The organism is Haloarcula sp. 1CSR25-25 (genome assembly GCF_032027985.1).
GTDB lineage: Archaea > Halobacteriota > Halobacteria > Halobacteriales > Haloarculaceae > Haloarcula.
This window is the reverse complement of record NZ_JAHYBW010000003.1, coordinates 378,007-401,394: the sequence shown is the minus strand read 5'-3', so window position 1 is coordinate 401,394 and position 23,388 is coordinate 378,007. Positions and strand designations below refer to the sequence as shown.

Below are 23,388 nucleotides of genomic sequence, written 5' to 3'. Positions count from 1 at the left end.
AAGCACGAAGATTCCTCCGTGGGTAGAACAGGCAGCACCTCCATCCTACACAAGGAATTTACTCGCACACCCTCTTGTCCTCACTACCAAGCCAGAGCATGGTCCTCCCAATCGAACATTTCATCATCGCCCTCCTCCCCGTCGCAGTATACGCTCTGCTCCGGGACCAACAACTCCCATCACTCCAGTTAGTCGCAGTCACGTTCTTCGGCAGTCAGTTCCCGGACCTGGTGGACAAGCCCCTGGCCCACGAACTGTTTCTCATCCCGTCCGGGCGAGTGTTCATGCATTCGCTCCCGTTCGCAATCCCGCTCTCGATTATTGTCATCGCCTACGGAATCCGGACAGAGCGGGTCAGACTCGCCGCAGCGTTCGTCTTCGCCCATCTCTCACATTTGGTCGCCGATAATCAACAGCTTCTGCCGCCGGACCCACAGGTTTCTCCGGACCTGCTCTGGCCGCTCCAGCCCCCCGTCGCTCGGTCGGTCGTCCCACACTGGGCCGGGGAGGGGTCGGTGAACCTCCACCTCTGGACCGCCTTTTCAGTCGTCGTTCTCACACTGGTGGCGTACATACTGGTCGTGGACCTGAAAACCCAGTTTGATGTGTGACTGAGACGGTCTGGTCCGCAGCTCAGAGCCGGGGCAGTCGGTACTACAAGAGAGTGGCTCTGTTGAAACCCTCAATCAGTGATATGTTTCACCGGTTGTGCTGAATACAGAGCGCGTATGCAGCACTGGAGCCACTGGACACACCAGATTTATTCCGTTCCCGGACCTCCCTCGTGATATGAGTACAGATATTAACGGCCCCGGCGACGAGGAGTTCACACCGCCGGTCAACATTTCACTGTCTCTTGGCGAGAGCGGCGATATGTGGGTGGCACGTGACAAGGACACTGGTGTCACGTCACAAGGCCAGACCCGAGAAGCCGCACTCGAAAACCTTGATGAGGCCGTCGCCGGCTATCACGGTGCCGGAGAATCACCAAGCGACGAGGTCCTCCGTGAAATGGGAATCGACCCGGAACAGAACACCTCTCGGTCGCTGGATGAGTCTGACGTGTTCCAGTGACTATATGCCTCGTGGACCGTTTTCTGGCAGAGATATTGTGAAGGTAATGGTGAACAGCGGTATCTACGAGTGGGACCGGACGAACGGTGACCATGCGATCCTCCGCTGGGAACCGCCCGCAAACCACGATTCGGACGCGCGAACTGTCCCGGTGCCGCTGCATGATGAGGTTGATATGGGGACGTTGCGGAGCATTGCCGAGCAGGCTGGCGCGAAGGATTTTGACGAATTCTGCGCGTGGATTGAACGCAACAGTTAGCACATATTGGTCCATCCAGTGGTTCGGTCGGACACGGTCTGGTGATGACTAACTGCTGAACGCAGCCTCTGTATATAGCGCGCAGTTCCTATCAGTTTCTGAGGGTTTCAACAGAGCCAAGAGAGACTACCACTCGGACTCGAGCAGGACAGGAGACAAACCATCACCTCAACAGAGCTATTCTCGGGTTCTGCACAACCTGAGTGACCCACTCAGTAGCGGCCCATCTCATCGGTCCGCTTGCCGACTCAGTGGAGCATATCGAGGAGGAAGATAGCGAGGAACCCGACGAAAAAGAGGGTCGTCGACACCGGTGTCTCGGGGACCTTCCCGGCCTTCACGAGCAGTTCCTCGGTGACGAGGTACAGGAGGGCGGCAGAGCCAAAGGCGAGGATAATCGCGATGGGCGCGCCGGTCACCCCTTCCAGTGCAAGCACGCCGCCGGTCACCCCCGACGCGAGCAACAGCCCGAAGACTGTCGGGACTGCGAGTTTCCGGAGCATGCCCATATCGCGTGGCAGTGCGACGACGCCGGCGACGCCGAGAAACAGCACCTCGATGGCCAGCGCCACGGCGATGATGACGCCGGTGTCTGGATTGTCGAGAAACGTCACTCCGATGAGGACGCCGTCGATGAGCATATCGATACTGACAGTGATGAGCAGGCCGGCCGCTCCTGCGAACTGGCCCCCGATGTCGCGCTTCTCGATGGTTTTGCTCAGTTGGTGGATGCCGAGCATCGTCACGACCCCGACTGCGAACCCGAAGACGACGACCCGGGGCGCCCGACCGTGAATGTCCGGCAGCAGTTCAGCGGCGACGGCGGCCGTCACGACACCGGCCGCGAAGTGTTGGATGTTGCTTTCCATCTGAGGGCCCGGGGGGCGGTAGACGGCAATCACGCCACCGACCAGGGCAGCCACGACAGCGAGCGCCGTGTACGACAGCGCCTGAACGAGCACCATGGGGTTCCATCCCGACCGGAGCGCAAAGAATCTTGAGTGAGCCCCGGGCTACAGCCAGATTGCACGACCGGACGGAGATCCGGGGTCCCGGCATCACCATCCTACATTTTTAAACATGAAACATATGTTCCCGGCGCGTTTCGGGCTGTCAGTCCGGGTTCTCGTAGTTCGTGGTAACGATTAACCTACAATGGTCAATTGAGCATCGTGATGGCAAGTTCAGAAGACGACCCCTCGGCCCACCACAACGCAGAGATACTGTCGATCGACGCTGGCGGGACGATGACAGATACCTTCCTCATGGACTCAAACGGGGAGTTCACTGTCGGGAAGGCCAAGACCACACCGGACGACGAGTCCCGGGGGTTCATCAAGTCCTCACAGGACGCCCTCGAGGACTGGGACCTGACCGTCGAGGAGGGGTTCCCGAACCTCGTCTCGACGGTGTATTCGGGCACCGCGATGTTGAACCGGCTCGTCGAACGCGAGAGCGAGGTCGACGTGGGGATTCTCATCACCGGCGGGATGGAAGACACGCTCCGGATGGGGCGTGGCCGGCAGTCCTACACCGGCTACTCCTACTCGGACAGGCTCCACGTCAACACCCACAAACACCCCGAGCCGCTGATTCCGCGGAACCAGATCCGCGGCGTCAGAGAGCGCATTGACGTCAAGGGGAACACACTGGTTCCGTTGTACGAAGACGACGTTCGGGAGGGGGTCAACGACCTGCTCGACCAGGACGTCGACCACATCGTCGTGATGTATCTCCACTCCTACAAGAACGGCGACCACGAACACCGGACCCAGGAGATCGCCGAGGAGATAATCGACGAACGGGGGATGGACACGACGGTGATGCTGTCGAGCGAATACTACCCGACACTGAAAGAGTCCGAGCGGCTGAACACGGTCACCGCGGAGGCGTTCGCCGCCGAGCCGTCCAGAGACCAGCTCACGAACATCCAAGACTCCGTCGACGAGCAGGGCGGAAACGTCGGCGTTCGCGTGATGGCGAGTCACGGCGGGACCATCGACATCCACGCGAACGAACTGGCCCGGACGCTCATCTCGGGCCCGATCGGCGGGATGATCGGTGCCAACTATTTCGGGGAGAAACTCGACTACGAGAACCTGGTCTGTACCGACATCGGCGGGACCAGCTTCGACATGGGCATCATCATCGGGAACGACTGGCAGATCGACTACAGCCCGGAGATGGCCCGCCTCCTGCTGTCCCTGCCGATGGTCAACATGGAGAGTGTCGGCGCGGGAACGGGCAGCTACGTGCGGGTCAATCCGACCTTCGACAAGATCGAACTGGGCCCCGAAAGCGCCGGCGACCAGGTCGGCGTCAGCGCGGTCGAAACGGACGTCGAGACGGTCACCGTGACGGACTGTCACGTCGCGATGGGCTGGATCAACCCCGAGAACTTCCTCGGCGGGGACATGCCCATCGACCGCGAGGTGGCCGAGCGGGAGATCAAAGAGCAGATCGCCGACCCGCTCGGGATGGGGGTCTACGAAGCCGCACAGGGAGTCATCGACATCCTGGAGAGCAAGCTCCGGAACGACCTCGAAGCGGTCGTGACCGGCGAGGGGTACGCCCCGTCGAACTTCAAGTGCCTCTCGTACGGCGGGGGCGGCCCCGTCCACACCGCCGGCTACACCAAGGACCTGGGTTTCGACGAAGTGCTCATCCCCGAGTGGGCGGCCGGCTTCTCGGCGTTTGGCTGTGGCGCCGCCGACTACGAGTACCGCTACGACCAGACGACGAGTATCGACATCGACCCCGACCTCTCGATGGAGGACGCGGCCGAAACCGCCGGCCAGGAACTCACCGAGGTCTGGAAGAACCTCGAACAGAAGGTCGAAGACGAGTTCGAGAACAGCAACATCGGCCGGAGCGAGATCGAGTTCCAGTACAACATTCTCGGCCAGTACCAGGGACAGCTCAACAGCATCGACATCGAGTCACCGGTCAGCCGCGTCGACACGCCCGAGAAGCTCGAACGGCTGCTCGACACCTTCGAGGAGGAGTACCGGCGCACCTACTCCGAGGAGGCCCGGTCTCCGGAGCTCGGACACACTGTGACGCAGGCGTCGGTCCGCGGCGTCCGGGACGTCGTCAAGCCGGAGATACCGACCGAGGAGACCCAGGGTCCGGAGCCGCCCGAGGGGGCGTTCAAGGAGACCCGGGAGGCGTACTGGGACGGCGAGTGGATGGAGACGGAGATCTACGACCTCCACGCGCTCCAGCCCGGGAACGAACTCACTGGTCCGGCCGTGATGGAGGGCGCCGCGACGACCTACGCGCTCCCGCCGGACTGTGAGACCTACCTCGACGAGCACCGTGTCCACCACCTGACCAGAACCGAGTGAGAGCGGGATTCCGCTCTTGTACAGCGATGCATCTATCCCGCCGTTCGGACTCCGGCGGTGAGGTAGGTGCACTGTACGAGCCCGCATCTGGCTCCGAACAGATGCCCGCAGTACAACACCACATCATGAGCTCAGAACACGACTCCGGGGAGAGCTTCCCCCGCATGCGACGCGAGAAAGAGAAGGTTCACGAGAAACAGGCACAGGGCGACGGAATCGGCTGGGACGGCAAGACGCTCCGAGAACAGTTCGAAGAACTCGAACGGAAGACGGAGGAGACGGACCACTACGCCGGCTTCGAGAGACTCGAGTTCAAAAACGAGGAACCGATAAAGTATGAACAGATGTTCGCCCAGTTGCGGGGCGACCTCGTGACTGCACGCGAGACCTCGAAAGAGGTGGCCGCGACACCGATTGTCGAGCAGGAGGGTGAGCTCTGTTATGGCCTGTTCACCCCGGAAGGCGACTCTATCGCCGTCTCGACGGGTATCATCGTGCACATCCACACGATGAGCGAGGCCATCAAATACATGATCAACCACGATTACGAGGAGAGCCCCGGTATCGAACCGGGAGACATCTTCGTCAACAACGACACGCACGTCGGGGACGTGCATCCGTGCGACATCATGACGTTGATCCCCATTTTCCACGACGGCGAACTCGTCGCCTGGGCCGGCGGCGTCAACCACGTCATCGACGCCGGAGCCATCGGTCCCGGCAGCATGAACGTCTCCCAGGCCTCCCGCTTCGGCGACGGCGCTTACTACACGGCCCGCAAAATCGGCGAGGACCTCGAGATATACAACTCCTGGAAGAACGACTTCCCGGACAAGACCCGGACGCCGGACTTCCTGAAACTCGACGAGAAGACCCGGATGACCGGCTGTCTGATGATTCGGAACGCGGTCAACGACATCATCGACGAGTACGGTATCGACCGGTTCAAACAGCTCTCCCGGGAGGCAGTCGAAGACGGGCGCCGGGGCTTCCGAAACCGCATCAGGAAGACGATGTTGCCCGGCACCTACCGCGGCGCATCGTTCGTCGACGCGCTCTACGAGGGTCAGGGGAACCTCACCCGCGAGTACGCGAACGAGAACCACATCATGCACGCCCCCTCGGAGCTGCACGTCCGCGAAGACGGGTCGTTCCAGGTCTCCTTCGAGGGCGCAAACAAGTGGGGCTGGCACCCCTACAACTGTACCCCGGCCGCAATCCAGGGCGGTATCTGGGTGATGCTCACCCAAACTGTCATCCCCAACTCGAACGTCAACGACGGCGCGTACTACAGCTGTGACTTCCACCTGCCGGTCGGGTCGTGGGCGAACACGCAGAACACCGAGACTGCCCACGCCTACGCCTGGCACTTCCTGGTCTCGGCCTGGGCCCCGCTCTGGCAGCACCTGTCCAGAGGCTACTACTCGCGTGGCTTCTGGGAGGAGATCAACGCCGGCAACGCGAACACGTCGAACTGGCTGCAGGGCGGCGGTATCGACCAGTTCGACAAGCTCCACGCCGTCAACTCCTTCGAGTCGGCCTGTGAGGGCGTGGGCGCCCGGTACGTCGAGGACGGCGAACCCCACGCGGCCGCCATCTGGAACCCCGAAGGTGACATGGGCGACGCCGAAGTCTGGGAGATGACGGAGCCGCTGCCGTTCCTCGGTCGAGCCGTGAAACCGAACACCGGCGGCGCTGGGCGCCGTGCCGGCGGCGCGGGCTTCGAGTCGATGCGGACGATCAAGGACGTGAGCCGGTGGCTGCTGTACGAGATGGGCAACGGCTACATGACCAGCGACGGCGGCCTCTTCGGCGGCTACCCCGCGGCGTCAGGGTACATCCTGAACGCACAGGACACGGATCTGGAGGACCGCTTCGAGAACGGCGAGGACTACCCGCAGCACGACCTCGACCCTGAGAGCGGCGAGTTCGAGTCCAAGATCGACGGCGAGATCACCCGCCGCCCCGAAGGCATCAGCACGCCCAAGCAGTTCGACGACTACGACCTGTACCTGAACTACCTCCGCGGTGGGTCGGGACTCGGCGACCCGCTCGAACGTGACCCAGAGGACGTCCTTTCTGACATCCACGACGGGTACGTCCTCCCCCGCCACGCCAAAGACGCCTACGCTGTCGTGGTCAACAAGGTCAACGACGAGGCAAAGCACAACTCCGCCGTCCAGGGCGAGTGGGAACTCGACGAAGCGGCGACTGAAGAGCTCCGCGAGAAACGAATGGAGGAGCGCGCCGAGAAAGCCCAACCGGTGTCGGAGTGGTACGAACAGCAGCGTGACCGCATCCAGAACGAGGAGAACCTCATCGACGACGTCAAGAAGACCTACGAGAGCAGCATGCGGATGAGCAAGCAGTTCGCCGAGTTCTACCACGAGTTCTGGGACCTCCCGGACGATTTCGAGTTCGACCTCAGCGAGAAGGCGGAGCGCTCTCTGGACGGGCGCTTCAAATCCGGGACGAAAAAGAAATGGAAGAACCCGACGAAAGGCCACGAGACGTGGCTCGGCGTCGGGCGCGACGACGAACCGGAGGTGCCGTACACGTGGACGGCCGAACGGTCGATTCGCGACCTGCCGACCCCGAAAGCCTCGTTCGGCGACGGGGCGGTCGGCAAAGCAATGGACGACGACTGACACAGAGGTGACCACACATGCCAGAATCCTACCCACGCGAACACATCGAAGACCTCGTCGACGACAACCTGGAGTGGAATCAGCTGCACAACATGATGAGCGATTTCAAGGACGCCGACCGGTTCCAGCAGGTCCGTGACGTCCTGCAGGAGCGGGTCGACTGGGACGACCCCATCGTCATCCCGTACGCGGACCACCTGTACGTCGTCGCCAAATCCGAGGACCGGTGGGTCATCAAGTGCGACTGCGGCCACGAGTTCTGCGAGCACGACCAGAACTGGAAGGCGGACGCGCTCATCAACGTCCGGGACTCCGAGGAGGCGTACCTCGAGATCTACCCCGCGGACATGCACCCACACCCCGATTACATGGAGCTACGCGAGTTCTTCTGTCCGGGCTGCAAGACGCTGCTTGAAGTGACCAACGTTATGCCGGGGTACCCGCTCATCCACGAGTTCGAGCCGGACATCGAGACGTTCTACGAGGACTGGATCGACGAGCCGATCCCGACGCCAGAGGGGCAGTCGGCGTAACGCCTTGAGGAACTTCTTCGGTTCGTATTCGACCGCGAACACCCATGCTACGACAGAGTCCGCCGACGCTGAAACACCTCTACGAGTCAGTTCTCCGTCGGTACGAGCGCGCACCCGCGGTCACGTTCGGCGACGAGACGCTGACCTACGCCGACCTCGACACGGACTCCGCGCGTCTCGCCAACGCACCGCTGGAGCGTGGCCTCGAACCGGAGGACCGCGTCGGGATCCTGCTATCGAACCGTCCGGAGTACGCCGTCGCCGATATCGCACTCGCCCGTGCGGGCCTGGCGAAAGTCCCGCTGAACGACATGCTCTCGGCGGCGGACATCGAGTATATGCTGGACAACAGCGACGCCAGCGCGCTCATCGTTGGCCCGTCGTTCACCGAGACAGTCGAGACAGTCGCTCCGAACGTGCCGACGCTGGACCGGGTCGTCTCGATAGGCGCGCCGGTCAGTCCGACACTGGAGCGCACCCACCACGTCGACTCCTTTGCGGGGCTACTCGAAACGGCCGACCCGGTGGCCCCGGACGTTTCGGTCTCGAAATCCGCCCTCGCCGGCGTCTTCCACACCGGCGGGACGACCGGCGACCCGAAGGGGGTAAAACACACCCAGGAGACCCTCGCGCTGAACGCACTCGCACACGCCGTCGAACTCGACATCCAGCCCCGGGACACGCTATTGCTGATGACACCGCTCCCGCACTCGGCTGGTCTCATCATGGCCGGCGGGTTAGCACAGGGGAGCCACCACGTCGTCACGCAGGGGTTCGACGCCGAACGCGCCCTCGAACTCGTCGAGCAAGAGGACATCTCGTGGACGTTCATGGTTCCAACGATGGTGTACCGCGTCCTCGACGCACTCGAAGAGGAGACACACGACACCTCGACGCTGGAGACGCTCGTGTACGGCGCGGCACCGATGAAGCCGGACCGACTGCGCGAGGGGCTGGACAAGCTCGGACCCGTGTTCCTCCAGTTGTACGGGCAGTACGAGACGCCGGACCTCATCACCGTCCTGCCGAAGGCCGCTCACGACCCCGACGACGAGGAGCGACTGTCCTCGTGTGGCCTCCCGACCACGATGTGTGAGGTGAAAGTCGTCGACGAGAGCGGCGAGACGGTCCCGCCCGGCCAGCCGGGCGAGATTCTGGCACGCGCCGCCTACTCCATGGCGGGGTACTACGAGATGCCCGAAAAGACCGCAGCGACGGTCGAAGACGGCTGGATCCACACCGGTGACATCGGGAAGACGGACGAAGACGGCTACCTCTACATCGTCGACCGGGACTCGGACGTCATCGTCAGCGGCGGGATGAACGTCTACTCCGTCGCCGTCGAGGAAGTCGTCCAGGGACACGACCAGGTGGCGAACGTCGCCGTCATCGGCGTCCCCGACGACGAGTGGGGCGAGGCGGTAAAGGCCGTCGTCGTCCCGGAGAGCGACACCGTCGACCCGGCGGATATCAGGTCGTTCTGTCGGGACCGTCTGGCCGACTACGAAGTGCCGAAATCCGTCGACGTCGTCGACACGCTCCCGACGACGCCCTACGGCAAGCTCGACAAGAAGCGACTCCGGGAACCGTACTGGCAGGACCAGTCACGCCGGATCAACTGAGCCATGATCTCGAAGATCGACCACATCGGTATCCTCGTCGACGACATCGAAACCAACAGGGAACTGTTCGAACTGCTCGGCCTCGGGGTCGGGAACGTGGAACACGTCCCGGCGTTCGGGGTCGACATCGCGTTCATCCGCGTCGGTGAGAGTCTGATCGAACTCGTCGAACCAGTCGACCGGGATTCGGGGCTCGCTGCCACCCTCGACGCAACGCAGCAGTCGGCACTGATACACCACGTCGCGTTCCGCGTCGACGATATCGAGACGGAACTACAGCACCTCCGGGACGCCGGCGTGCCACTCGCGGACGAGGAATCCCGCCCGGGCGCTGGTGATGCCTGCGTCGCGTTTCTCGACCGACGGGCCGGCAACGGCGTTCGCATCGAACTCGTCGAGCGGGAGACAGACGTAGTCTTCGGCTAACAACTGGCACGAAGCCAATCACGTTATAAGAGCAAAACATATGCCAGTATCGTTCGTGACAATTCTTAATGAGGGGAGCAACCTCGGGTACCGGTACTAGTCACCGAGCGGACAGGTGACGCTGGCTGTCACGGGCTTTCACACGGCAGCGCTTCCACAACGGCGGATATCAGCGGAGAACGACACGGTATGATACCAGGCTGGACACACAGACCGACACGCTGAACTGATGCTCAGAATCGAATTTCAGATACGCCTGGCCGGGATTCCATCGCGGATAGCCGACATCGACAGTCAGGTCAGTAGCGTCGAGATAGACAACGCTCTGCCAGTTGCCGGAGATTCGGTCTTTCTCTCCCTGACTGCCCAGTTCGGCTCCGACATCTCGCAGGACACGCTCGCGGAGAAGTTGCCCGGTGTACAGATCATAGATATGTCGAAGGCGGACGTGAACCAGCATACGTACTATCTCGGCGTGATTGCAGCGCTTTCGGACGCATCCGTCCTCTCTCTCCTGACGGAAAACCAGGCGATTCCACACAGAATCGTCGGGCGGAACGCGCACCTCAACGTGGTCGCATCCGTCCGCGACTGGAACCATCTCAAGGAAGTGGCAAGCACTGTCGAGGACGAACACGGCTCACTGGAGCTGGTCGGGACGACACAGACCGAGACCATCGGGTTCCCGCTCGGCGGCAACAAAATAAAACAGAGCATGACGGGCAAACTGTCCGACAAACAACTCGAGGTGCTGGAGACGGCCTACAAGATGGGCTATTTCAAGGTCCCACAGGAGGTGACAGCCGAGGAGATCGCGAGCGAACTGGACATCAGCAGGTCGACGCTGAGCGAACGGCTCCGCCGGGTCGAGCACAACTTCTGTGAGTTGCTTTTCGGGCCACAAGAATGACGACGATCATCATCATCAACTCGGTCGAGCAACAGCCCACTGTCAGGGAGGTCCTGAGCTCAGTCGTCGAGGCGGGCGAGACGATCTACTTCCTCCGATTGCCGACCGTTCGCTGTCTCGGCCCGCTCATTCAGGACATCAATCCCATGATCGAGTACGACGTCGAGTACACGATTAGCTACCTCCCGGAGGGGTACGACGTCGCCGACCTCGTCGAGTTCGCGGTCGAAACCGACGCCGACCGGATCTGCATCGGGATCTCCGAACGGACAGTGACCGGCAAAGCTCGAATCGACGACCTGACGGAGTCAGTGCTGCTCCACGACCGAATCTCCGGCGACTTCGTCGTCGGCGAGCACGTCATCATCCTGGAGGAACTCGACTATGCGGAGTAACGCCTCAGTCGACAGCTGCGGCCACCTGTCAGGACCACACCCACCGAAAGAGGAGACCAGCGATGAGTCAAACTGACCAGAACAAGACCGAAGAACGCCGGCAGGAAGCGAAACGACAGAAAGATATCGTTCGAGAGAAACGGCAGCGAAACGAGGGTATCGGCTGGGACGGCAGGACGCTCCGCGAGCAATTGGCCGAGCTCGAGGACAAGACGGAGGCGACGGGCCACTACTCCGGAATCACAGAGCTCTCACTCAAAGAAGGCGACCCGATACGGTTCGAACAGCTCTATTCGCGGCTCCGTGGCGACCTCGTAACTGCACGCGAAATCTCGAAAGAAGTCTCCGCGACCCCCATCGTCGAGCAGGAAGGGGAACTCTGCTACGGCCTGTTCACCCCCGAGGGCGACTCTATCGCCGTTTCGACGGGCATCATCGTCCATGTCCACACGATGAGCGAAGCTATCAAGTTCATGATCAACCACGATTACGAGGAAAGTCCCGGTATCGAACCGGGGGACATCTTCGTCAACAACGACCCCCATGTCGGGGACGTCCACCCGTGTGACCTGATGACGCTCATCCCAATCTTCCACGACGGCGAACTCGTCGCCTGGGCCGGCGGCGTCAACCACGTCATCGATACCGGTGCGATCGGTCCCGGCAGCATGAACGTCTCACAGGCCTCCCGCTTCGGCGACGGCGCCTACTACACGGCCCGCAAAATCGGTGAAGAGTTTCAATTGTACAACTCCTGGAAAAAGGAGTATCCCGCCAAGACGCGGACGCCGAACTTCCTGAAGCTCGACGAACGAACCCGTATTACCGGCTGTCTCATGATCCGGGACTCGGTCAAGGAGATGATCGAGCGAACGGGGGTCGAGACGTTCAAACAGCTCTCCCGGGAAGCGATCGAGTACGGCCGACGCGGCTTTCGCAACAGGATCAAGAAGACGATGCTGCCCGGCACCTACCGCGGTGCATCGTTCGTCGACGCGCTCTACGAGGGGCAACAGAACGTCACACGCGAATACGCAAACGAAAATCATCTTATGCACGCCCCGTCGGAGCTCCACATCCGCGACGACGGGTCGTTCCAGGTCTCCTTCGAGGGCGCGAACAAGTGGGGCTGGCATCCCTACAACTGTACCCCAGCCGCCATTCAGGGCGGCATCTGGGTGATGCTCACCCAAACTGTGATACCGAATGAGCTGGTCAACGACGGCGCATACTACGCCTGTGATTTCCATCTCCCTGTCGGGTCGTGGGCGAACACGCAGAACACGGAAACTGCCCACGCCTACGCCTGGCACTTCCTGGTCTCGGCCTGGGCCCCGCTCTGGCAGCATCTCTCTCGGGGTTACTACGCACGCGGCTTCTGGGAGGAGATCAACGCCGGCAACGCGAACACGTCGAACTGGCTCCAGGGCGGCGGCATCGACCAGTTCGACAAACTCCACGCCGTCAACTCGTTTGAAGCCGCCTGTGAAGGGGTCGGTGCCCGCTACGTCGCGGACGGTGAGCCCCATGCATCAGCTATCTGGAACCCCGAAGGCGACATGGGCGACGCCGAGGCGTGGGAACAGGTCGAACCGCTCCCGTTCCTTGGACGCGCAGTCAAGCCCAATACGGGTGGTGCTGGACGCCGTGCCGGCGGGGCGGGCTTCGAGTCGATGCGAACGATCAAGGACGTGAGCCGGTGGCTGCTGTACGAGATGGGTAACGGCTACATGACAAGTGACGGCGGTCTCTTCGGCGGTTATCCCGCTGCCTCGGGGTATATTCTGAACGCCCAGGAGACGGACCTGGAAGAACGCTTCGAGAACGGCGAGGACTACCCACAGCACGACCTCGACCCGGAAAGCGGTGAGTTCGAGTCCAAGATAGACGGCGACGTGACACGGCGGCCAGAGGGTATCAGCACGCCCAAAGAGTTCGACGACTACGACATGTACCTGAACTACCTCCGCGGTGGGTCGGGACTGGGGGACCCGCTCGAGCGTGATCCAGAAGACGTCCTTTCTGACATCCACGACGGGTACGTCCTCCCCCGACACGCCGAAGACGCGTATGCGGTTGTGGTCGACAAAGTCAACGACGAGGCAAAGCACAACTCAGCCGTTCAGGGCGAATGGGAACTCCACGAGGAAGCGACCGAACAACTCCGCGAGGAGCGCATGGACGAACGCGCCGAGAAAGCACAACCGGTGTCGGAGTGGTACGACCAGCAACGCGACCGTATTCGGAACGAGGAGGACCTCATCGACGACGTGAAGAAGACCTACGAGAGCAGCATGCGGATGAGCGAACAGTTCGCGAGGTTCTTCCGTAACTTCTGGGACCTCCCGGAGGACTTCGCGTTCGATCTCAGCTATCAGGCCGAGCAGTCGCTGGATAACCGGTTCGACTCCGGGCTCCGGCCGATGTGGGACAACTACACGCGGCGACACAAAACCTGGCTCGACGTGGACGACGAGCCGTACGTCCCGTACACGTGGACCGACCGGTCGCTTCAGGACCTCCCGGACTCGGTGTCGACGTTCAAGCACATAGAGCAAACAGGTGACGACGATTGAGACAAGCGGCTCTGTTGAAACCCTCCAGAACTGATAGAACCGGCGTGCGAGATACAGAGGGTCTAGTCAATAGGGGTCTATCGAAAAGCTGCTACTATTCACGTCTCGTGATCAGATACCTCCCGGATCAGACAGATCAGCGTTCCGTCCTCGGTATAGGTAAGAGCGTGATCTACCTGAATTCGGTCGCCGTCCTTCCGAACGTACGTCGTGACACCTGACCAGCGCCCCTCTACAGGAACCGTTGGCAAAATCTCGTCGTAGATGATATCGACGTCGTCCTCCGGATATAGGAATTCCCAGTGGTTGTCCAAGAGGTCATCCCGTGAATATCCCGCTGTTTTAGCGAAGGCTTCGTTGACGTAGAGAAAGTATCCGTCTTCATCGAGGAGACTGATGCCTTCACGGGCGGTTTCAATTGCCTTGAACGCGTGAACCATCTGCTGATTTGCGTGATACCGATCGATTGCATTCAGTAGCCGATTTGCAAGGAGCGAATAGCAATCAGAACTCCCACGTTTCTGTAGGTAGTCAGTCACGCCCGCAGAAATCGCCTCACTCGCGATCTCTTCGCTCCCCTTCCCTGTGAAGAGGATGAACGGAAGATCAGGGTACTGTTTGCGTACGTCACTCAGGAACTCTAATCCATCAACCTCCGGCATCTCGTAGTCACTGATGGCGCCATCGAATTCCTCGTTTTTCAGCCGCTCAAGCCCGTCGGATGCGCTGAGTTCGGTAACTATCTTGAAGCATTCCTGTTCGCGTTCGAGAAACGTTGATGCAAGATCAAGCCACTCAGAATCGTCGTCAACGTGGAGGATACGGTACGTATCGGTCGGGGGCCGAACCACCTCATCAATGTCCAAACCGCCCTGTCGAGATTCCGAGTTCATACTCCTGATATTGGATGTGCTATGCGTTAACTCTTTACAACCCCTTCACGAACCATTACTGACAGATAACAGACAAAATATGGAGGAAGTGATTCCACCCTCGATCAAGGATGTCAGGTCTACGAGGAACGATACGCGCCCTGTATGCAGCACGGCCGATGAAACCTATAACAACTTGAGTGTTTCAACAAGGCCAGATCAGCGTACCCACTGCCGGTCCGTTCGTGTGCATGCTTGCGGGCTAATTCTTTGAAACTGTCGGGAGATTTCTCGGGGATGAGGGTTGTCGGGAATCGGCAGCACCTCGATACTGTCGTCCAGCTTCTCGAAGTGGAACCCACCTGTAGCGGACACTCAGTCGTCAGTCGGCGCGTCACGTTCAGTGTGATTGGCCTGTACCTGCGAGGGGTCCACGGTCTCGGGCTCCGCTCGGTCAGCGAGAGCATCCTGTTCGTCGCTGTCGGATTCGGGACGGTCATCATCGGTAGCCGGGTCTGCCGGTGGTTCGTACCGGTACAGACGGTCGTCGACGAACACGACGTACTCCTCCCCCGACAGGTGCTCGATGACGCGGTTGTTCGTATCGATCGCCACGTCGACCAGTCCTTCGAGCGTCTCGACCGTTATCGCTGGCCGCTCGCCAGTACCGGATGGCAACCGGCCGCTCGTGATCCAGTCGTCGAACTCGGATCTGGCCGCTCGATAGTCGGCCCATCGGCGCTCGGCCTCCGAGACGACCAGGCGCCCAGTGTGTCTGGCGTACAGCAAGCCGAGCAGCGCACCCACTGCGAGTGAGAGTGCCAGTGGACCGCCGGCGCGGCGAAGCAGCCCGTATTCCACCGGGACCGTTACTTGTTCAGTCTGCGAGCCAGAGGCGGTGACGACGCCGGGGTCTGTGACGCGGTAGACGCTTTCACCGGGGACAATCGGGAGCCGGTACGTGTTGGTGGTGTCGACTCGCTGCCCGTTTCGCGTCCCCGAAACGTCCACGCGAGCGATGACGGCGATATCGAGCTGCCCGGGCGTGTTCCCGTGCTCGGCGTCGATACGCTGGGCCTGGTCGATGGCCGCGCTCGCGTTCGTCGAGAAGGGTACACTCGCCCGTTCGGTGGGCCCTAACGCTTCGGTTCGTTCCTGCGCAACCGGGCGCGTGACTTCCCAGTACATCGTTCCGTTTCCATCATCGGAGGATTCGACTGCGCGATACCTGAGCAACACTGTCGTCTCTGTGGTAAGGTCTCCCTCCTGCGCCTCGTACGCGTACGTGAACGTTCCGTCCAAGGTCGGGCTCACCTCGCGGAAGTACACCGACCGGTTTCGCAGGACTGTCCCCTCGGAAAAGGCAGTCGTTCCGTTGACGACCGTGGCCTGGTGTGAGAACGCCCCGCTCGATTGCCAGGACGAGACCTCCCTCGTCTCCGTCGTGGTTCCCGGTTCGACGTGTGTGGTGTACGTGAGGTAGCCACCGACAGCGCCGATGAGTACCACACAGAGAACCACTAACTCGTAATTAGCAGCGATGCCCCGACGAATCGTACGGCCCCCACCGTTCATTGTGTGATATGTAATTGATTCTGATTGGTAACTATTTGGGTTATAACGCTATCTCAACCGGGCGAGGAGTCGGCGGAACTGGGACGGACTGTCGCGAGACCGTGCGCGGACGCGGCCGGTGTCGACGAGTGCCATTCCGAGCAGGTAGAACGAGCCACCGAGAAGCGCGTCGATTGTGATAATCGGGAGCCAGGGGTGGACGAGATACAGCGACCGGATCGTCGACTGTGGGAGAACGAGAAGGTAGCGGTGCTCGACCACGAACTGTCGGTAATAGCCCGTCTCCGACGGCGCAGTCAGCGACAGTGTCGCATTGACTGTCGAACGGGCTGGTATCACTGTCTCGTTCGGTTCGACAGCGATACCGTCTGTGGCTGGTTCGAAATACGTCACGACGGGAATGTACCCGCCGTTGCCGAGCCGATACTGCGTCGACTCTGTGGTTCCCTGTTCGATGACGCGCGGTCCCGGTGAGTCAAATTCAGCACTGACCACGCCGAATTCCTGTGGGCCCGCCGGCGCGACCATCGTCGCTGTCGCCGACAGTACTATCGCCGCCGCGAAGATGCCGATCAGTAGCCTGACACTCGTCCCCGTGTCGCGTGAGGTGTCTCGTTGACCGCGATCACGGTTCCCGTTCAATAAGAGATCGATTACGTACGCACAGACCGAAACCGCGAGAAGCAGGTATGCCAGCCCCTGTGTGCCCAGTAGCGAGCGCGCTCCAAATATCGATGCCGCTCGTTGCTGCACCCATGTTAGACTGTCTCGGACTCCGTTGACGAGTGTACCCACTCCCGGCACCGCAACCACTTCCCCACCCGGTTGCCAGGCGACAGCGACAATCTGTGCATCAGTCACAGGGGGCTCGTCGCCGTCTTGATCGGTGAAGGGATTGTTGTCACCGCGTGTTATGTACCCGCGGTCAGTTTTGTCGACGACCCGGTGAGTGGTCAGTCCACCACCCTGGATTTCCTCGGCGCGAAACGTGACAACGTCGCCTTCTTCGACGGAGCCAGCGAGGTCAGCGGGAATCGCGACGAACCCGTCGCCTGGTTCCAACGTCGGTTGCATGCTTCCAGTCGTGACAAATCCCAGGAGGACGGGCTGGCCGAGTATCTGGCCGAGTACCATCGCGATTAAAAAGACACCCAGTGCTACTTCTAACAGCACTTCTACCCCCTTACGCAGCCTCATGTGTACCCTCTCACAGAGTATCGTATATAGTAACTAGTGGTGAAACGGTCGGCTACATGTTGTCGTTGGATGTCCTTCGGGCGGCTCCGAGAGTGATGCGCCCAGTGTCCAAGTTGTCGCTGGGGCTGTTTTCGGAGGTCGTGACAAAAATGCCGTGACTGCAGTTTCAGCATTCTGGCGGGGTTTTGCGAGTGAACAGTCCCACATCTGCTGTGCATCCACAACATTACTCTTATCGGCTATATGTGATGAGATAATCTTTGTTGACAGATTGTGTCCCAAGTCGTACCTGAAAAATGTCGAGAATAGGGCGATTAGTAGAGAACAGCGCTGTAGCACGTCAATCTGCGACATTAACTACAACTGGAACGACCAGCGTGTGACTTCGGTCCGTACTGTCTAATCTGAACCGATTAATCCGGGTCCGGTACCCGGGCGAGTCGGCGCTGCTCAGTTACTCCGCGGAGCCAGCCGATGCGTCGGCCTTGATGTTCACCGTGTCGGGGAGAGTCCTGTAGTTCCTCGACTGTTTACGAGTCAGGATCGTGACGTTGACGAAAACCGTCTCCCCGACATCGAGGGGGTACGCGTTTCCAGATCCTTCCATCGAGGTCCCGAAGTCGGACTTGTCCTCCGAGTCGGTAGCGTACCAGTTCACAGTGTCGTTGCCATCGTCGTCCTCTATCCAGACACCGACAGGCTGGGACCCCTGGTTGGTGATGCTGAAGACTCCGGTGAAGGAGTAGTCCGAGCTCTGTTGAATACCCGTACCCGTGACACCGGCTGTGTCGTCGAAAGCCAGTGCCATGATTCCATTATTACCCTGCCGGGCGTAGTCGCTCTCAGGCTTGAGCGCCAGGAACGCGTTGCTGCCGTTCGAAACCTGCATATTGCCGTCTCTCTCAACGTTCGCGAAGTTGAACGCACCAGTCCCAGTTGCAGCAGCTGTACCAGCCGCGAGCGATCCCAAACCGATCAGGAATTTGCGTCGTTGCATTAGTGTTGCACCTTGTTCGTGCACGCCCACCCCCCACGTGCCGTGGGCCGGACGTGACATCTAATGCAATCACCGACAGGGGCATTGTATTCCGCTCTTTGACAGGATGGGTTGCAGTGATTGAAGCACGGATATGGGTCTTTGCGCCCTGGCGGCTGGCGTTATACGCTCTCTTCCACCCTGGGTTTTGATGAAGCAAACCGCGATAGTGGCACTCAGCGGCCGGAAATAGTCATCTGAGGAAAATCATACCATAGTGTCTGCCCATCTGCGACTCACTTCTGGGCGTATTGGAGTGTAAACAGTGACTAATACGTAAACGGTCGATAACATTATGATATGACACGAAAAAGCATCGCTTGGACGACATGGCCGCGTCGTTTGGGGCGACCGGCCGTTCGGTTCAGGGGATGGGGACAATATGAGCAAGACGTCGACAGGGACGACTGGTGACCAGCCGACAAACGTACTCGGACACGCATCGACAGAGAACGAACCGGACACTGCTATCGAATCGAAGACAGGGTCGGCCGAGCTGTCGCGAGACGACGCATTCGAGATGCTCAGCAATCGGCGGCGACGATACACACTCCAGTTTCTGAGCGATACGACAGGCCCGACATCGCTCTCGGACCTCGCCGAGCAAGTCGCCGCCTGGGAGAACGAGACCAGCGTGGAGGATATTTCGGCGAGCGAGCGCAAGACGGTGTACACCTCGCTCCAGCAGTTTCACCTCCCGAAGATGGCCGACATGGGAATCGTCGAGTTCGATCGGCGGGCAGGAGAGGTGCGACTCACCGAGTCCGCGACCGACCTCGACATCTATCTCGAACTCGTCGACCGCTACGACATCCCGTGGAGTCTCTACTACCTGGGCCTCAGCACCGTTGGAACCGTCCTTACGTCGCTGGCCTACGCGGGTATCCAGCCGTTCGCGGCTGTCCCGTTCGCCGGCTGGACCGTGTTCCTGGTCGCCGTGTTCACCGTCTCGTCAGCGTCTCACTACGTCCTCTCGCGCCGGATGCGCCTCAGCTCGAACACCGTACCACCGGAGGTGGACGATGCGTAGACGGGTGCTGGTGCTGTGTGTGCTGGTGGTCGTTGCGAGCTTCGCTGTTGGAACCGGGAGTTACAGTGCGGCGTCGGTCGAGCGCGATGTGACGGTCGATGTCGTTGGCGACGAAGACGCCTACATGTCGCTGCTCTACCCCGACAATACCGTCCGGCTCGGTGGGAGTGAAGCCCACGAAGTCACGGTTGTGACCGTCCGTAATCGCTTCAGACAACCGATCGACTTCGCCGTCACGGTCACCGCTACTGACGGCGATGGACTCAGAGTCCAGGCAGACGCGATGGAGACAACCAGGTTTTCGGCCGGTATCGGCGACGCGTTCGACGTTCCGGCGACGATAGCCTGTCAGTCACCCGGGCAACACCGCGCGACCCTCTCGTTCGATGTCACCGCTACCGGCGCAGGTGTCACCGCCGAGACGACGACGTCTCGCACCGTCGACTATCTGGTCACCTGCCCACCCGAGCAGAAACCAACCGACACTGGGGCTGGATGATCTGGCATGAGTGGCGAGTGTTTCCAATGCGTTCGACCCGCATCGGGCCGATACACGTTGATACTGGACAAAGAGACCGTTATCGAAGATGTGCTGGTCTGTGACGAGTGTCTCGCCGGCTATCGAGAGACAGACTGGATTGAAGTCCGACACGAATCGCAGTAATCGTCGAATCGACTCCGGACCTCGGGCCGTGTCTCGGACTGCTCACTCATCTCGGCAGAACCGACAGTATCTACAAGCTATTCAGTTCACTACTCGACCATGCGCTGCATTTCGTGGGTGCAGGTGTCCCGGGCTAGCAGTTGAACTAATTCGCGAAGTCGCGTTCGAGGCTATCTCGAAACCGACGCTGCACTGTGTATTGCCTCGTAGCCGTTAGGGGCGCACGAGACACGTCTCCGGTGGGTCGGGAACCCCCACGACTCAGTGGTGGTTCACGCCACGACTTGCAAGTGTCTCGCCTCGTCAGCGGCTATTACTAGCTCCTGACAGAAACAGCATGCAAGACTTAGAGCGTCGATTCTGCATTGGACTGTAGTTCGTTCCAGCGTATCCCAGACGAATCATCCGTTCAAGAGCGCTCGCTTACTCCACAGGGTTAACCGTCTCCAGCGGTGATTAGTTGTATGATTGACCAATTCGTGGGTAAGGTGATGTCACAGTCAGTTCGAACGGTTCCGCCGGAGACGACGGCCCGTGATGTTGCGACACTCTTCGCGGACCACGATATCGGATCGGCAGTCGTGGTCGATCCCGAGACGGGCGAGTTCAGCGGGATCATAACTGAATCCGATGTCATGCAGCAGGTAGCTGCGGGGGCTGATATCGACTCTGTTCGTGTGGCAGCGTTTCTGAGTACTCCAATTATCACGATCGATAGGACGGAAAACATCCACGCTGCTGCCGCTCTGATGAAAGAGCACTCAATCCGGCGGCTCCCGGTCACCGACGATGGCGACCTCGTCGGCATACTCACAACGACTGATCTCACACATTATCTGCCTCGGCTCAGAAACACGATCCTCCGTAAACGAAACGACCTGGCTAAGCAGTGAGAGTCCTGTATTGAGCCAGTCGTCATCCCGCTGCTTGAGCAAACGTAGGTAACCGATACGCGCCCCTCATCTTGTACGCGCCCAAAGAACCATTGGATATCAAATAAATAACTGAGTAGAGTTCGGACCCGCAAATCCACAGGTGAAGCGACACTCAGTCGGCTACACGCTCACCTGGTTCAGGCTTATTCGCTGCGACACCGCAGCGACCTCCCTGTTCAGTGTGCCGTGCAAAACTAGTCAGTGTCAAACAGAACCGACAAACCAGGCGAACGCCGTCCTTTGTCGAATTCCCGGTGTCCAACCCAGATGTCCCCTTCCGAAGGAACGCCTGTGAGCACTGTCAAACCTGGCCAGACTGGTCGGCAACCCAGTCGTCGAATACCGTGGGGAACCACCCGAAGCGGCTGAGTTCGTGGGACAGCGCCCCGAGAACAGCCAGTCCGGGAACCCCGTGAAACGCGAATACCTTCTGTGAGTTTGATAGCTATACCATGATGCAGTTTCCAACCTTAGTTCCCTTCTTGCGATTCACTCTAACCTTGGAAACAGTCATATATCTATAAGATATTCCCACGTTGATATCAGTTCCCCACGAAGCGTCTCGCTCGGTCGCATTCTGACCCTGCTTCGCCCGCCTGCCTGTTGTGCGTGCTTGAAGATGGGCGTCTAGGGACGACTCACACCACATTGACCGATTCTACCGGGAAATACCTCCAAGGTTGCCCCAGCGAGGGCGCTGTTCGCAGCGATTAGCCCGTCACAGGTTGGACCCACGACATTTTTTATACGAAGCACAAACGAGCGTACCGTATGCGACGACTGGTCCTCGCCGTATGCTTCGTTTTCCTCCTGGCTGGGTGTGGCACGTTCCTGGGTAATAGCCCGCCGCCCAGCGACGAGCGAGCCGTCGCGGCCGTCGAGGAGGCGAACAGCTCCGTCGCCGCCGTCGAGACGTATCGCTTCGACATGGACATGCACGTGGTCGCGTCGGATGGTGAACAGACACGGACCGTGCGAGTCGATGGTGAAGGTGCGGTAAACACCTCCGCAAAGCGGATGCAGATGACGACGCGGACGCAAGGCCAGACCGTCGATTCCTACGTCGACGGGTACAGAGCGTACCAGGGCTGTCAGGACCCCTGGGGCGGATACGCAGTCGAGAACGTCTCGCGCGCCGAGCCGTGGGCGACCGCGACGCCGCTCCATCGACAGGTCCTGCTCTTCGACCGCTCGAACGTCTACTTGCGGGGCAACGAGACGCTTGCGGGCAACCGGACCGTCCTCGTCACGGCGTCCCCGAGCGCCGAGATCATCGAGTCGGTCATGGACCGCCGACAGGCCGCCGACATGGACCTGAATCGCGGCTCGCTGGAGAACGCGACAGCACGGCTGTGGCTCGACCCTGAGACCAACCGACCGGTGCAGTCGGAACTCACGATAAAAATCTCACAGCGGGGGGCGACTGCAACCGCGACGATTACACTCCAGTACAGTGAGTACGGCGAACCGACGGCAATCTCGATTCCGCCGGACGTGTCCGACGACCCGTACGAACTGGGGTGTCCCGGTGCTGGCTGAACCTACTCGTCGGGGACAACGCTATCGCTCCGACAAACCAGTCAGTCAGACCAGTTCTCGTAGAGACCGCGTCCGACGACGCCGAGGCCGACGAGGGTCACGAGGTTGACGAGGAGGCCACCGACGACGGGGATTGCGAAGGGGACTGCCAGCAGGAGGCCGCCAGCGACGCCGTCCGTTGCGCTGACGGACCCGTCGTCGCCGATAACCGAGTTCCCGACCCAGACGGCAGTGATGCCAGAACCGACGATACCGAGGACGCCGATGAGGAGCAGTCCCGGAATCGAGACCAGAGCGCCGATAACCGTCAGTGCGAGTAGCACCAGTCCGATGGGGAGCAGGATACCGACGAGAATCCCCCAGCCGATTGCGCTGCCGGGGTCGTTCTGGATCTCTCGGACGGCGTTGGTCGTGTACGTCGGTCCGATAGCGGCGGCCGCGGCACCCAATACGGCGAAAACGACGAATCCGATACCGAACCGGAAGACGACGCCGAGGGCCGGGTCGGCGGCACCGCTCGGGGCTGTGGGCTGTGCTGTTGCGACCCCGGCGAGTCCGAGTATGGCGAGGGGACTCCCGAGGCTACTAACGGCATGCTTGGAGGGCATAGTAGCGACAGGTCAGTTCCAACTGCGAGTGTAAACCTCTTCTGGATGTCTGGAGCGTGTCATATCGGCTGGCGACGAGTACGCTCCAAGAGTGCTCGCTCCGACCGACTGGTCGTCTCCCTCGGACACGAGCACAGGTCGC

21 protein-coding genes are annotated in these 23,388 nt (G+C 60.4%); 15 read left to right on the top strand and 6 right to left on the bottom strand.

The window, feature by feature from the left end:
- Window positions 1-98 precede the first annotated feature (98 nt).
- The 3 genes from KZ498_RS11805 (at window position 99) to KZ498_RS11795 (ending at window position 1,333) form a co-directional block, all read left to right on the top strand.
- Entirely contained in the window at window positions 99-611 is a 513-nt protein-coding gene (locus tag KZ498_RS11805) for a metal-dependent hydrolase (RefSeq protein WP_312619042.1), read from the top strand.
- A gap of 178 nt (window positions 612-789) precedes the next feature.
- Window positions 790-1,074 carry a type II toxin-antitoxin system HicB family antitoxin gene (locus KZ498_RS11800; RefSeq protein WP_312619040.1) on the top strand — a complete coding sequence of 95 codons (285 nt, stop codon included), beginning with the start codon at window positions 790-792 and terminating at the stop codon, window positions 1,072-1,074.
- Window positions 1,075-1,078: 4 nt separating this feature from the next.
- Window positions 1,079-1,333: a type II toxin-antitoxin system HicA family toxin gene (locus tag KZ498_RS11795; protein WP_312619038.1), complete on the top strand. Its 255-nt coding sequence runs from the start codon at window positions 1,079-1,081 to the stop codon at window positions 1,331-1,333.
- Between the two features lie 248 nt (window positions 1,334-1,581).
- Here the strand turns inward: KZ498_RS11795 and KZ498_RS11790 are convergent, their stop codons facing one another.
- A complete protein-coding gene (locus tag KZ498_RS11790; RefSeq protein WP_312619036.1) occupies window positions 1,582-2,298 on the bottom strand; it encodes a hypothetical protein in 717 nt (238 codons plus the stop codon).
- 210 nt (window positions 2,299-2,508) lie between these two features.
- Here KZ498_RS11790 and KZ498_RS11785 point away from each other — a divergent pair, with 210 nt between their 5' ends.
- The 8 genes from KZ498_RS11785 to KZ498_RS11750 all read left to right on the top strand — a co-directional run bounded on the left by KZ498_RS11785 (window position 2,509) and on the right by KZ498_RS11750 (window position 13,790).
- The gene (locus KZ498_RS11785; RefSeq protein ID WP_312619034.1) at window positions 2,509-4,680 is read left to right on the top strand and encodes a hydantoinase/oxoprolinase family protein; all 2,172 of its coding nucleotides are present in this window, start codon (window positions 2,509-2,511) and stop codon (window positions 4,678-4,680) included.
- 125 nt (window positions 4,681-4,805) lie between these two features.
- Window positions 4,806-7,328: a hydantoinase B/oxoprolinase family protein gene (locus tag KZ498_RS11780; protein ID WP_312619032.1), complete on the top strand. Its 2,523-nt coding sequence runs from the start codon at window positions 4,806-4,808 to the stop codon at window positions 7,326-7,328.
- A gap of 17 nt (window positions 7,329-7,345) precedes the next feature.
- The gene (locus KZ498_RS11775) at window positions 7,346-7,861 is read left to right on the top strand and encodes an acetone carboxylase subunit gamma (protein WP_312619030.1); all 516 of its coding nucleotides are present in this window, start codon (window positions 7,346-7,348) and stop codon (window positions 7,859-7,861) included.
- Window positions 7,862-7,905: 44 nt separating this feature from the next.
- Complete coding sequence (locus KZ498_RS11770; RefSeq protein WP_312619028.1) at window positions 7,906-9,483, top strand: AMP-binding protein; 1,578 nt, start codon at window positions 7,906-7,908, stop codon at window positions 9,481-9,483.
- Between the two features lie 3 nt (window positions 9,484-9,486).
- Window positions 9,487-9,909 carry a VOC family protein gene (locus KZ498_RS11765; RefSeq protein ID WP_312619026.1) on the top strand — a complete coding sequence of 141 codons (423 nt, stop codon included), beginning with the start codon at window positions 9,487-9,489 and terminating at the stop codon, window positions 9,907-9,909.
- A 229-nt stretch (window positions 9,910-10,138) separates the two neighbouring features.
- Entirely contained in the window at window positions 10,139-10,819 is a 681-nt protein-coding gene (locus KZ498_RS11760; protein WP_312619025.1) for a helix-turn-helix domain-containing protein, read from the top strand.
- Window positions 10,816-11,214 carry a hypothetical protein gene (locus KZ498_RS11755; protein ID WP_312619024.1) on the top strand — a complete coding sequence of 133 codons (399 nt, stop codon included), beginning with the start codon at window positions 10,816-10,818 and terminating at the stop codon, window positions 11,212-11,214. The genes KZ498_RS11760 and KZ498_RS11755 overlap by 4 nt, the downstream gene beginning before the upstream one ends.
- A 62-nt stretch (window positions 11,215-11,276) precedes the next feature.
- On the top strand, window positions 11,277-13,790 hold the full coding sequence (locus KZ498_RS11750; protein ID WP_312619022.1) for a hydantoinase B/oxoprolinase family protein: 2,514 nt from the start codon (window positions 11,277-11,279) through the stop codon (window positions 13,788-13,790).
- 98 nt (window positions 13,791-13,888) lie between these two features.
- Here KZ498_RS11750 and KZ498_RS11745 read toward each other — a convergent pair whose 3' ends face one another.
- From KZ498_RS11745 to KZ498_RS11730, 4 genes are all read right to left on the bottom strand, one after another.
- Window positions 13,889-14,683 carry a response regulator gene (locus tag KZ498_RS11745; protein WP_312619020.1) on the bottom strand — a complete coding sequence of 265 codons (795 nt, stop codon included), beginning with the start codon at window positions 14,681-14,683 and terminating at the stop codon, window positions 13,889-13,891.
- 354 nt (window positions 14,684-15,037) lie between these two features.
- Window positions 15,038-16,171: a DUF5305 domain-containing protein gene (locus tag KZ498_RS11740; protein ID WP_312619018.1), complete on the bottom strand. Its 1,134-nt coding sequence runs from the start codon at window positions 16,169-16,171 to the stop codon at window positions 15,038-15,040.
- 114 nt (window positions 16,172-16,285) lie between these two features.
- Window positions 16,286-17,434, bottom strand: a complete 1,149-nt coding sequence (locus KZ498_RS11735; protein WP_312619015.1) for a signal peptidase I — start codon at window positions 17,432-17,434, stop codon at window positions 16,286-16,288.
- A 454-nt stretch (window positions 17,435-17,888) separates the two neighbouring features.
- Window positions 17,889-18,431 (bottom strand): DUF1102 domain-containing protein, encoded by a 543-nt coding sequence (locus KZ498_RS11730; RefSeq protein ID WP_312619013.1) that lies wholly within the window; start codon window positions 18,429-18,431, stop codon window positions 17,889-17,891.
- Between the two features lie 421 nt (window positions 18,432-18,852).
- Between KZ498_RS11730 and KZ498_RS11725 the strand changes: the two genes are divergently transcribed.
- From KZ498_RS11725 to KZ498_RS11710, 4 genes are all read left to right on the top strand, one after another.
- Entirely contained in the window at window positions 18,853-19,500 is a 648-nt protein-coding gene (locus KZ498_RS11725) for a hypothetical protein (protein ID WP_312619012.1), read from the top strand.
- Window positions 19,493-19,999, top strand: coding sequence for a hypothetical protein (locus KZ498_RS11720; protein WP_312619011.1), 507 nt, complete (start codon window positions 19,493-19,495; stop codon window positions 19,997-19,999). The genes KZ498_RS11725 and KZ498_RS11720 overlap by 8 nt, the downstream gene beginning before the upstream one ends.
- A gap of 629 nt (window positions 20,000-20,628) precedes the next feature.
- On the top strand, window positions 20,629-21,057 hold the full coding sequence (locus tag KZ498_RS11715) for a CBS domain-containing protein (RefSeq protein WP_312619010.1): 429 nt from the start codon (window positions 20,629-20,631) through the stop codon (window positions 21,055-21,057).
- Window positions 21,058-21,870: 813 nt separating this feature from the next.
- Complete coding sequence (locus tag KZ498_RS11710) at window positions 21,871-22,638, top strand: hypothetical protein (protein WP_312619009.1); 768 nt, start codon at window positions 21,871-21,873, stop codon at window positions 22,636-22,638.
- A 41-nt stretch (window positions 22,639-22,679) separates the two neighbouring features.
- Here KZ498_RS11710 and KZ498_RS11705 read toward each other — a convergent pair whose 3' ends face one another.
- The gene (locus tag KZ498_RS11705) at window positions 22,680-23,246 is read right to left on the bottom strand and encodes a hypothetical protein (protein ID WP_312619008.1); all 567 of its coding nucleotides are present in this window, start codon (window positions 23,244-23,246) and stop codon (window positions 22,680-22,682) included.
- Between the last annotated feature and the right edge of the window lie 142 nt (window positions 23,247-23,388).